We start from the raw sequence: 9808 nt of genomic DNA on the forward strand, positions 1-9808 counted from the left end.
GTCTGCCTCCCTCTCAGACCGCGTTGCAGGCGCGGAAGACGTGGACCAGCGCGGGCAGGCTCGCGCCGTGCTGGAAGGCGATGTACTCCGGCAGTACGGCGGAGGGCGCCCACTTCTGCTTGTACTCCAGCTGGGTGCGCGCCGGGTAGATGTGCGCGCCGTGCTCCCACAGGTGCTCCATGAACCAGTGGAAGCCCAGGCTGTGGCCCGGGAACTGCGGGGCCGTCAGGGAGGTGAAGGGGGTGAACCCGAAGTGCAGCCAGCGGGTCCCCTCGGCCGTGAACACGTCGATCGCGGCCTTGTTGAGGGCCTCCATCACCCCGGGCGGGGAGTCGGGCTGCCGGCGGCTCAGGTCGTGCATCCAGCCCGGCTGCGGCCCGTACACCGGGGCGTAGGAGACGTAGCCGATCAGCTCGCCGTCGCGCAGGGCGGCGAAGAGCCGGCGCAGGTGCTGGTAGCGGCCGCCGGTCTGGCCGACGAGGAACTCCAGGGGCTTGACGCCCTCGCCCTTGGTGGAGAGCCAGGCGGCGTCCAGCGCCTCGATCTGCCCGGCGTGGTCCTCGTAGGGGACTTCCTTGATCTCCAGGCCGCTGCGCAGGGCGCGGGAGATCTTGTTGCGCAGCTGCATGAACTTCGTGCCGGCCAGGGTGAAGGCCTCCAGGTCGACGGCGTACGAGGCGCCCATCTGGTTCACGGTGAAGCCCTGGTCGACGTAGACGTCGGCGTCCGCGCCCTGGAGCTGTACGGACACGATCTCGCGCCCCTGCTCGGCGGCGAAGGCCCTGAACGCGGCCAGCAGGCGGCCACGGGGGCCGCCCGGGCCGGCGGGGGAGAAGGGGGCGAACGGGCCGCCGAACTGGACGAGGTAGCGGCCGACGGGCCGGTAGACGATCACTCCGGGCCCGTCCGGGAGCCGGAAATAGCTGTTCCCGTCACTGAAGGCGAAATACGCGCTCGGATTTCCGGCGTCCGCGTACTGCCGGATGGCGTCGAGCGCGACATCCGTCTCCAGAATCGTTCCGGTCATGTGAAATCCATTCTCGCGGCAGCACTACCGCTACTTATGGCACGGGCCGCCGGGCCCCACAAGGCCGCAGCCGCCCGCGGTCAGCCGCCCGTCAGGGGAGGGTCAGGCAAAACCGCTGGTCAGATGAGCGTCAGGCCTCAGTCAGATGACGACTGGAAGACTCTCCCCTGCATATTCGACTTTCGGACCGACGGGAATCCCGAAGATCCGGACGCGAAATCCCAGAGAGCCCGAGAGAGCCCGAGGAGAACACGGCGATGCGTTCCCTGACGACAGCGCGCGGGATCTGCGAGCAATTCCACGCAGGTCTTCTCGACGCACTCGAAGAGCTGCCGCTCACGGCCCGGGAGGCCGCGGACAGCCCGGTGCTGGAGCTGTACCGCGAGCACGGCGGGCCCGGGCTGCTCGTGCCGGCCGCGTTCGGCGGTGCGGCCGCCGGTCCGCTGGAGGCGGTCCGGGTGCAGCGGGCGATCGCCTCCGTCTCGCCCTCGCTGGGCGTGGCCACGACGATGCACCACTTCACGGTGGCGATGCTGTTCCGGCTGGCGGAGGCCGCCGACCGGCTGACCCCGGCCCAGCTGAAGCTGATGTCCGCGGTGGCCTCCGACGGACTGCTGCTGGCGTCCGGCTGGGCCGAGGGGCGGACCGACCAGAACATCCTGGCGCCCTCCGTCGTCGCCGAGCGCACCCCGGGCGGCTACCGGGTCAACGGCGCGAAGAAGCCCTGCAGCCTGTCCGGTTCGATGGACGTGCTGACGGCCAGCGTGCAGGTGACGGAGGAGGACGGGCGCTCCGCGCTGGCGCTGATGCTGATCCCGGCCTCCTCCCCCGGTGTGGAGACCCGGCCGTTCTGGGCCACTCCGGTGCTGGCCGCCTCGCAGAGCCACGAGGTCCGGCTCACCGACGTGGAGGTCCCCGAGGACCTCGTCATCCACAGCACCCCCGAGGACGCCGACCGGCTCGACGACCTCCAGACGGCCGGGTTCACCTGGTTCGAGCTCCTCGCCACCTCCGCGTACGTCGGCGCCGCGTCCACGCTGGTCGCGCAGGTGCTGGCCGGCGGGCGGGGCAGCGCCTCGGAGCGGGCGGAGCTGGCGGTCCGGATGGACGCGGCGGTCTCCCTCGTGGAGGGCGCGGCCCGCTCCCTGGAGGACGGCACCGGGGGCGACGAGGCGGTGGCGGCGGTGCTGACCGCCCGCTACGCCACGCAGGACCTGCTGTCCCGGACCGTCGACCAGGCCGTGGAGATGCTCGGCGGGATGGCCTTCATCCGTTCGGGTGACGTGGCCTACCTGGCCTCCGCGGTCCGCGCCCTGGCCTTCCACCCGCCGTCGCGCGCGAGCGTGGCCGCGGAGCTGGCCGAGTACTTCGCCGGCGGCCCGCTGCGCCTGTCCTGACCCACCGGCAGCATCCCGTCGCGCGGCCCGCCCGCAGTAAGGACACCCCTCATGGACATCAAGAACCCGGTGGAATCGCCGGTCACCTTCAACCTGCACCGCCTGGAGTACCTGGTCGCGTTCGCCGTGACGATCGGGTTCATCCTGTGGCACTTCATGGACATCAACTGGTTCGCGGCGATCGGCCTGTTCCTGTACATCGACCTGGTCGGCTACATCCCGGGCGCGATCGCCTACCGGCGCAGCCCGGACAAGCAGATCCACAAGGCGTTCTACGTCCTGTACAACTCGATGCACAGCCTGCTCAGCGTGGCCGCGGTCGGCCTGCTGTGGATGTGGCTGATCGGGCCCGAGTGGGCGCTGCTGGCCCTGCCGTTCCACGTCTTCGGCGACCGGGGCGTCTTCGGCAACTTCCTCAAGCCGTTCGGGCTTCCCTTCGAGCCGGAGGACACCCCGCTGGTGCACCAGCTGACGGCCATGCTCAAGCGCCGCTCGGCCACCGACGGCCCGGTCCCGCTGCCGTACGACGAGCACCCCGCGACCCTCGCCGCGACGGGCGTCTCCGCTCCGGCCGTCGGGGTGAACCGGTGAGCCGCTACCCCGCCTGGCTGACGGACCGCTCGCCCTCGGCGGCCGCCGAGGGGTACGAGGACCCCGACGCGGCCCGGCTGGCCCTGCGCCGGCTGGCGTCGAGCGTGACGGTGCTGACCGTCAGCCGGGACGGCGTCCGGCACGGCACCACCGCCAGCGCCGTGGTCACCCTCTCCCGCGACCCCCTGGTCCTGGGCGCCTGCCTGCGGCCCACCTCGACGTTCGCGTCGATGGTCCGCCGGGCCGGCCGCTTCTCGGTGAACGTCCTCGGCTCGGCCCAGCAGGACGTCGCCCGCCGCTTCGCCAACCCGCAGCGCCCGCTCGGCGACGCGCAGTTCGAGGGCTTCGACTGGTCCACGGACCCGCTCACCGGGGCCCCGCTGATCGGCGGCAGCCTCGCCCACATGGCCTGCCGGGTCCTCGGCTGGCACCAGGTCGGCGACCACGACATGCTCCTCGCCGAGGTCACGGGCGGCTCGCACACCGTCGACTCCCCGATGCTCAGCTTCGCCGGCCGCATGCACAGCGCCTGCGTCACCCCTGCCGCTTCCGTCTCCGTTCCCGCTTCTCCCAGTGAGGTTGCGTCATGACCACCCTTCCGCAGATCCCCGTCGAGGCCGACTGGGACCGCGCGCCCAACCTGCTCGACGGCGCCCAGGAGATGACCCTGACCGCCGAGGAGTGCGACCTGGGGTACTGGCTGTCGGCCGTGGCCCAGGGGACCCTGCGCGGGCGGGCCGAGGCCGGGCACGACGCCGTCACCCCCGCGCACATGCGCGAGGAGGGTCCGCTGCGCGAGGCGCTCGTGCTGGAGCTGGGCAACCGGTCGCTGGCCGAGTCCCGGGCCGTGAACGTGCTGTCCCACTACGTGATCGGCGCGCCCGGCGTCGTCGAGCAGGAGTTCTTCACCACCCAGGTGGTGGACGAGGCCCGGCACGCGATGATCTTCCGCAAGCACCTGGTGGACCTCGGGGTGCCCGAGGCGGGGCTGCTGGAGTTCATCAGGGAGCAGGGCACCGACTACACGCGGCGCGTGCTGAACCCGATCGCCGAGTTCGCCACGACCGTCGTGCGCGACGAGGGCGACTTCATCGGCGCGGTCGCGGTGTTCACCATCGTCATCGAGGGCGTGCTGGCGCCGGCCGCCGAGCTCAGCGAGCGCAAGTGGACGCTGCTCGACCCGGCGGCCGCCGAGATCGCCCGCGGGGCGTCCATCGACGAGATCCGCCACTTGACCGTCGGCAGCTCGATCGTCCGCGAGCACCTCGCGCGCAACCCCTCGTACCGGCCCCGGCTGATCGAGCTGATCCGGCGCGGCCGGCAGCTGTGGGACGAGCTGCCGTCGGAGGAGTTCGTGCTGGAGCGCGAGGAGCTGTTCCAGCAGGGCATGTTCGTCCACGCCGAGCTGCTCAAGGACTACGAGGTGTTCCCCGGCTGCAGGCTGCTGGAGACCACCCCGAAGGAGCGCTACGACCTCGCCGAGCGGTGGACGGACGACATGGCCGAGGTGCGGCTGCCGTACATGGGCATCCCGGAGGCCGTCGACCTGATCCGCACCCACCCGAGGTAGTCCCGGTGACCTCCACGATTCCCGCGAGAGCGGAGCGGCGGGCCCCCGCCGCCGCGCCCGGGCTGCGCCGGACCCTGACCACCCCCCGGATCGTCTTCCTGGTGGTCGCCGCGGCGGCCCCCATGTCCGGAGTGGTGGGCTCGGTGCCCCTCGCCTACGCCATCGGCAACGGGGCGGGGGTGCCGGCCACCTTCGCGCTCGCCGGGCTGATCCTGCTCTGCTTCTCCGTCGGGTACGCGGCGATGAGCCGGCACGTGGTGGGCGCGGGCGGCTTCTACACGTACATCGGCCAGGGGCTCGGCCGGCCTCTGGCCGTCGCGGGCGGGCTGACGGCCGTCGTCGCCTACACGGCGGCCGTCGCGGGCGTGGCCGGAGCCTTCGGGTACTTCGCCGAACTGGTCTCCGCCGCGCACGGCCTGCCACTGCCCTGGCCGGTGTGGACCGGCGGGGCGCTGGCCCTGGCGGCCGTGATGGGCTACCGGCGGATCGACCTCAGCGCCCGCCTGCTGGCGGTGCTGATGGTCGCCGAGGTGGCGGTGCTGGGCCTGCTGGCGCTGGCCATCGGCGTGCGGCACGGGACGGACGCCCTGCCCGCCGCGGCGTTCGCGCCCGGCACCGTCCTGGCCCCCGGGCTCGGGGTGGCGCTGATGTTCGCCCTGATCTCGTACGTGGGCTTCGAGGCGGCCGCGCTGTACGGCGAGGAGAGCCGCGACCCCAAGCGCAGCGTGCCCGTCGCCACGTACGCGTCCGTCGTGCTCATCACCGTGTTCTTCGCGCTGATCAGCTGGGCGGCCGTCGGGGCGGTCGGCGCGGACCGGGTGGCCGGTACCGCGCAGCGGGAGCTGGGCGACCTTTTCTTCCGGCTGTCGGACGACTACCTCGGCGGCTTCGCGACCGGTGTGATGCAGGTCCTGCTGTGCACCAGCCTGTTCGGGGCGCTGCTGGGGCTGCACACCGCCGCCAACCGCTACCTGTTCGTCCTGGGCCGCGAGCGGGTGCTGCCGGGCTCGCTGGCCCGGGTGCACCCGCGGCACGCCTCCCCGCACCGGGCGAGCGTGGTGCTGTCGGTGGCCACGGCCCTCGTCTGCGGTGTGTTCGCTCTCGCGGGCGCGCACCCGTACACCACGCTGGCGACGACCATGCTGGCCCTGGGCACCGTCGGGATCGTCGCCCTCCAGGCGGCGGTGGCGGTGGCGGTGCTGGTCTTCTTCCGCCGGCACCCCGACGCCCACTGGTGGCGGACCCGGCTGGCGCCGGCGCTGGCCCTGGCCGGGCTGGCGGGCGCGCTGTGGCTGCTGCTGGACAACTTCGCGCTGGTCACCGGCACCGACTCCGCGTGGGTCAACCGGATCCCGTGGCTGATGGTCGCCGCCGCGCTCGGCGGGCTGGGGTACGCGGCCTGGCTGCGGGCCCGCGCGCCCGAGCGGTACCGGGCCGTCGCCACCGCCGCGCACGACGTACCGCAGCCGCAGGACATCCCGTAACGAGACCGAGGAGCCGTCATGCACGACCCGCACAGCCTGCTCCAGGACGAGGCGGAGGCCGACCTGGCCCGCCGCGGCTACGTCCTGGACCGGGACGCCCTGCGCACCCTGACCGAACGGCGCGCCCGGCTGGTCGCCGAGCGGGACAAGCTGCGGGCCGAGCAGAACCGCTCGGCGAAGGTCGGCGGCCCGCCCGACGCGGCCGCCCGGGCCCGGCTCCAGGAGGCCCGGGAGCGGCTGCGGTCGGTGTCGGAGGAGCTGAAGGAGGCGGAGGACGGACTCGGCGCGCTGCTGCCGGCCGTCCCGAACCGGCCGCACGCCGACGTCCCCGACGGGACCGAGCAGGACCCGCCGGTGGTGCGGCGGGTCTGGGGGGAGGTGCCCGGCTTCGAGTTCGCACCGCGCGACCACGTGGAGGTGGGCACCCGCCTGGGGATCCTGGACCCGGTGCGCGCCGCCAAGCTGTCGGGTTCGCGCTTCGCGGTGACCCGGGGGGCGGGGGCCCGGCTGGAGCGGGCGCTGGCCGCGTTCCTGCTGGACCTGCACACCACCGAGCACGGGTACACCGAGCACGGGGTGCCGCACCTGGTCAGCCGGGAGACGATGACGGGGACGGGGCAGCTGCCGAAGTTCGAGGACGACCTGTTCCTGACGAACGCCGCCGACCGCGACCTGCTGCTGATCCCGACGGCGGAGGTCCCGCTGGTCAACCTCTACCGGGGCGAGACCCTCCAGGAGGGCGAACTCCCCCTCGCGCTGACCGCGTTCACGCCCTGCTACCGGGCGGAGGCGGGCTCGTACGGGCGGGACACCCGCGGGCTGGTGCGGCTGCACCAGTTCGAGAAGGTGGAGCTGGTGCGGATCTGCCACCCCGACCGGGCCGCCGAGGAGCTGGAGCTGCTCACCGGGCACGCCGAGACGGCGCTGCGGCGGCTGGGGCTGGCGCACCGGGTCGTGGAACTGCGGGCCGGGGACCTCGGGTTCGCCGCCCGGCGCACCTACGACATCGAGGTGTGGCTGCCGGGCCAGGGGACGTACCGGGAGATCTCCTCCTGCTCCGACTGCGGCGACTTCCAGGGCCGCCGGGCCGGCATCCGGGTGCGCGGCCGGGACGGCCGGAAGGCCTTCGCGGCGACCCTGAACGGTTCGGCGCTGCCGGTGGGCCGCACGCTGGTGGCGATCCTGGAGCAGTACCAGCGCGCGGACGGCTCGGTGGGCGTGCCGCCCGCGCTGGTCCCGTACACGGGGTTCTCGGCGATCGCCCCGGACGGCACGCCCGTCGTCAGCCCGTCCTGAGCCCCCCGGCGGGGGACCGCGCCGGGGGCCCCGCGGGGGCGCCGGCGCGGTCCGGCCAGGTCAGGACGGTCACCGGTGGCAGTTCCCGGGACACGAACGCGGTCATCGCCCAGGGGCAGTCCTGCCGGGTGGGCTGGAGCGCGGTGTGCCCGTGCCAGGGCAGGACGCCGTGCCCGGTGATCCCGCGCAGGGTGACGGAACCGTCGGGCCCGAAGGCCAGGTCGACCTCCCGCGCGCCGTCGGTCAGTCCGCGCCCGGTGGCCTTCACGGCGGCTTCCAGCAGGGTCCAGGCGTGGAAGAAGGTGTCGGCGCCGACCCCGTCCGGGACCCCGGGGTAGACGAACGTGAGCACGTCGAGGCTGCTGGTGGACGGGCGGACCAGCTCGACGTCGACCCCGATGGGCCCGGTTTCGGTGGCGCCGAGCAGCAGCAGCCCGTCGGAGCGGGACCAGCTGACGTGGGTGCCGGGCTGATCGGGCAGGTAGGGCTTGCCGGCCGGGTCGTAGTGGATGCGCAGGTCGTGGGCGGCGAGCCCGAGCCGCTCGGCCAGCAGGCGGCGGACGGTGAGGCGGGCCCGGAAGAACCGGTGGGCCGCCCGGGCGTGGACGAACTCGGCGCCGCGCCGCAGCTCCTCCTCGGTCAGGCCCTCGGGGTAGTGCGCGCTGATGTCTTGGGGGGCGACCTGGTCGAGGTCGACCAGCCAGGCGTCCATGGTGCTCCTTTCTCTGGCACGGCCTCCCCGGCCCCGTGCGTACGGCCTGCGCCTACAGGCCGAAGACGCGGGTGCGGGAGCGTGCGGGGTCCCCCGGGCGGAGGTGGAGGCGGCCGGCCGCGGGGAGCATGACGGCCGCGGCGACCGTGCGTTCGGCGCGGATGTCCCCCCGGTCGGGGACGCGCACGGGCGGCTGGGACAGGAGGGTCAGGTGGTCCTCGGGGGTCGCGGTGGCCGGGAGGGCGGCCAGGCCTTCGGCGGCCGCGTGCAGGCGGCGCAGGGAGGAGTTGCGGGCGAAGACGTTCAGCTCGTCCGCCGGGGCGAAGTCCGGGTGGAGGTAGTGGTTGGTGTGGGTGAGCGCGCGGGGGCCGGCGGCCTCGGTGACGCGGAGGTCGCCGTCGAGGTGTTCCACGTAGAGGGCGCGCTCGGGGTCGCAGAGCATGAGGGAGCGGGAGCTGGCCAGCGGCAGGTCCGCGAGGAGTTTGAGGGCCTGGCCGGTGTCGGCCGCGGTGTCGAGGAGGTGGCGGATGGCCAGGTACGGGGGGACGCCCGGGCCCCAGGTGCCGCCGAGGACCAGGTTCAGTCCGACGGCGAGGCCGTCGCTGTTGAGGCCGAGGTAGCCGAGGAGGCCGGCGAAGCTGAGGACGAGGGAGCGCCGGGCGGTGCCGGCGCGGGCGATCTCCAGGACGCTGATGTGGCTGTCGAGGTCGCCGCTGAGGTCGACGGTCTGGGCGAGGACGGGCGGCCCGGCGCCGGGTCCGGTGCGGGCGTAGGTGGTGCAGTCGCCGCCGGTGCGGACCTTGGAGTAGCCGAGGATCTCGCGGCGCAGCTGGAGCAGCCAGGCCTCGTCCTCGGAGGTGCCGGCTCCGTCGGCGAGGCCGGCCACCTCCTCGGCGAGGTCGGGCAGGCAGGCGGTGACGGCCCTGCGGTAGGCGGCGATGGTCGGGAGCAGGGCGGGCAGGGTCAGGGGCCGGGGGACGAGGTGGTTGAGGCGGGCCAGGCCGTCGTCGAGGAAGGCCCGCAGGGGCGTGGCGAGGGCCGCGCCGTGGGCGCGGCCGATCTCGTACGGGGTGCCGCGGACCCGTATGTGGCTGATGCCGGGGTCGGCGGCGGCGGGCCCGCTCATGCCGGTACGGCCTTCCTGGGGCCGCGCGCGAGGTGCGCCCGGACGGCGGGCCATTCGGCGCGCAGGATGCTGTAGAAGACGGCGTCGCGGCGGCGGCCGCCGGGCATGTAGTTGAAGCTGCGCAGGACGCCCTCCTCGGTGGCGCCGATGTTGGCGAGGCCGCGGCGGGCCTGGACGTTGAGGACGTCGGTCTTGAACTCGGCTCGTTCGGCGCCGAGCACCTCGAAGGCGTGTTCCAGCAGGAGGGCCTTGGCCCAGTGGTTGACGCCGCGGCCGCGGAAGTCGCGGCCGAGCCAGGACCAGCCGAGTTCCAGGCGGCGGTCGGCCTCGGCCATGTTGCCGAAGCTCATGCTGCCGGCGATGCGGCCGCTGTCCTTGTCGGTGAGGGTGAAGACGGTGCGGCGACCGGCCGCGTGGTCGGCGAGGCCGGCGTCGAAGAAGGCCTCGAAGTCGGCGTCGGTCTCGACGGCGGCGACGAAGTAGCGCCAGATGTCGGGGTCCATGGCCACGGCCCGGATGCCCTCGCGGTCGGCCTCGGTGATCGGGGTGAGGCGCACCCGGTCGTTCTCCAGGACGGCGGCGGCGTGTTCGGTCCAGCTCATGGT

10 protein-coding genes are annotated in these 9808 nt (G+C 73.6%); 6 read left to right on the plus strand and 4 right to left on the minus strand.

All coding sequences use genetic code 11. The features are described from left to right. Positions 1 to 13 precede the first annotated feature (13 nt). Positions 14 to 1027: a bifunctional lysylphosphatidylglycerol flippase/synthetase MprF gene (locus ACIRBY_RS35515; protein ID WP_403908567.1), complete on the minus strand. Its 1014-nt coding sequence runs from the start codon at positions 1025 to 1027 to the stop codon at positions 14 to 16. A 257-nt stretch (positions 1028 to 1284) separates the two neighbouring features. On the opposite strand from ACIRBY_RS35515, the gene ACIRBY_RS35520 reads away from it, so the two are divergent. The 6 genes from ACIRBY_RS35520 to serS are packed head-to-tail and all read left to right on the plus strand — an operon-like array spanning position 1285 to position 7365. Further along, a complete protein-coding gene (locus ACIRBY_RS35520) occupies positions 1285 to 2424 on the plus strand; it encodes an acyl-CoA dehydrogenase family protein (RefSeq protein WP_403908569.1) in 1140 nt (379 codons plus the stop codon). A 51-nt stretch (positions 2425 to 2475) separates the two neighbouring features. Next, the gene (locus tag ACIRBY_RS35525; protein WP_403908571.1) at positions 2476 to 3015 is read left to right on the plus strand and encodes a hypothetical protein; all 540 of its coding nucleotides are present in this window, start codon (positions 2476 to 2478) and stop codon (positions 3013 to 3015) included. Then, positions 3012 to 3605, plus strand: coding sequence for a flavin reductase family protein (locus tag ACIRBY_RS35530; protein WP_403908573.1), 594 nt, complete (start codon positions 3012 to 3014; stop codon positions 3603 to 3605). The genes ACIRBY_RS35525 and ACIRBY_RS35530 overlap by 4 nt, the downstream gene beginning before the upstream one ends. Continuing rightward, positions 3602 to 4585, plus strand: coding sequence for a VlmB-like protein (locus ACIRBY_RS35535; RefSeq protein ID WP_403908575.1), 984 nt, complete (start codon positions 3602 to 3604; stop codon positions 4583 to 4585). Before ACIRBY_RS35530 ends, ACIRBY_RS35535 begins: the two co-directional genes overlap by 4 nt. A 5-nt stretch (positions 4586 to 4590) precedes the next feature. Next, positions 4591 to 6069, plus strand: coding sequence for an APC family permease (locus tag ACIRBY_RS35540; RefSeq protein ID WP_403908577.1), 1479 nt, complete (start codon positions 4591 to 4593; stop codon positions 6067 to 6069). 18 nt (positions 6070 to 6087) lie between these two features. Beyond that, the gene (gene serS, locus ACIRBY_RS35545) at positions 6088 to 7365 is read left to right on the plus strand and encodes a serine--tRNA ligase (RefSeq protein WP_403908579.1); all 1278 of its coding nucleotides are present in this window, start codon (positions 6088 to 6090) and stop codon (positions 7363 to 7365) included. On the opposite strand, the gene ACIRBY_RS35550 is transcribed toward serS, so the two are convergent. The 3 genes from ACIRBY_RS35550 to ACIRBY_RS35560 are packed head-to-tail and all read right to left on the minus strand — an operon-like array spanning position 7352 to position 9805. Beyond that, positions 7352 to 8077, minus strand: coding sequence for a 4'-phosphopantetheinyl transferase family protein (locus ACIRBY_RS35550; RefSeq protein WP_403908581.1), 726 nt, complete (start codon positions 8075 to 8077; stop codon positions 7352 to 7354). The genes serS and ACIRBY_RS35550 overlap by 14 nt on opposite strands. A gap of 52 nt (positions 8078 to 8129) precedes the next feature. Further along, the gene (locus tag ACIRBY_RS35555; protein WP_403908583.1) at positions 8130 to 9203 is read right to left on the minus strand and encodes a C45 family autoproteolytic acyltransferase/hydolase; all 1074 of its coding nucleotides are present in this window, start codon (positions 9201 to 9203) and stop codon (positions 8130 to 8132) included. Next, the gene (locus tag ACIRBY_RS35560; protein ID WP_403908585.1) at positions 9200 to 9805 is read right to left on the minus strand and encodes a GNAT family N-acetyltransferase; all 606 of its coding nucleotides are present in this window, start codon (positions 9803 to 9805) and stop codon (positions 9200 to 9202) included. The genes ACIRBY_RS35555 and ACIRBY_RS35560 overlap by 4 nt, the downstream gene beginning before the upstream one ends. Between the last annotated feature and the right edge of the window lie 3 nt (positions 9806 to 9808).

Source organism: Streptomyces sp. NPDC096136 (genome assembly GCF_044763325.1).
In the GTDB taxonomy this organism is placed as follows: Bacteria; Actinomycetota; Actinomycetes; order Streptomycetales; family Streptomycetaceae; genus Streptomyces.

Coding starts and splice junctions, on each gene's coding strand:
- ACIRBY_RS35515 (WP_403908567.1), bottom strand. CDS start 1,027: ATGACCGGAACGATTCTGGAGACGGATGTCGCGCTCGACGCCATCCGG.
- ACIRBY_RS35520 (WP_403908569.1), top strand. CDS start 1,285: ATGCGTTCCCTGACGACAGCGCGCGGGATCTGCGAGCAATTCCACGCA.
- ACIRBY_RS35525 (WP_403908571.1), top strand. CDS start 2,476: ATGGACATCAAGAACCCGGTGGAATCGCCGGTCACCTTCAACCTGCAC.
- ACIRBY_RS35535 (WP_403908575.1), top strand. CDS start 3,602: ATGACCACCCTTCCGCAGATCCCCGTCGAGGCCGACTGGGACCGCGCG.
- serS (WP_403908579.1), top strand. CDS start 6,088: ATGCACGACCCGCACAGCCTGCTCCAGGACGAGGCGGAGGCCGACCTG.
- ACIRBY_RS35550 (WP_403908581.1), bottom strand. CDS start 8,077: ATGGACGCCTGGCTGGTCGACCTCGACCAGGTCGCCCCCCAAGACATC.
- ACIRBY_RS35555 (WP_403908583.1), bottom strand. CDS start 9,203: ATGAGCGGGCCCGCCGCCGCCGACCCCGGCATCAGCCACATACGGGTC.
- ACIRBY_RS35560 (WP_403908585.1), bottom strand. CDS start 9,805: ATGAGCTGGACCGAACACGCCGCCGCCGTCCTGGAGAACGACCGGGTG.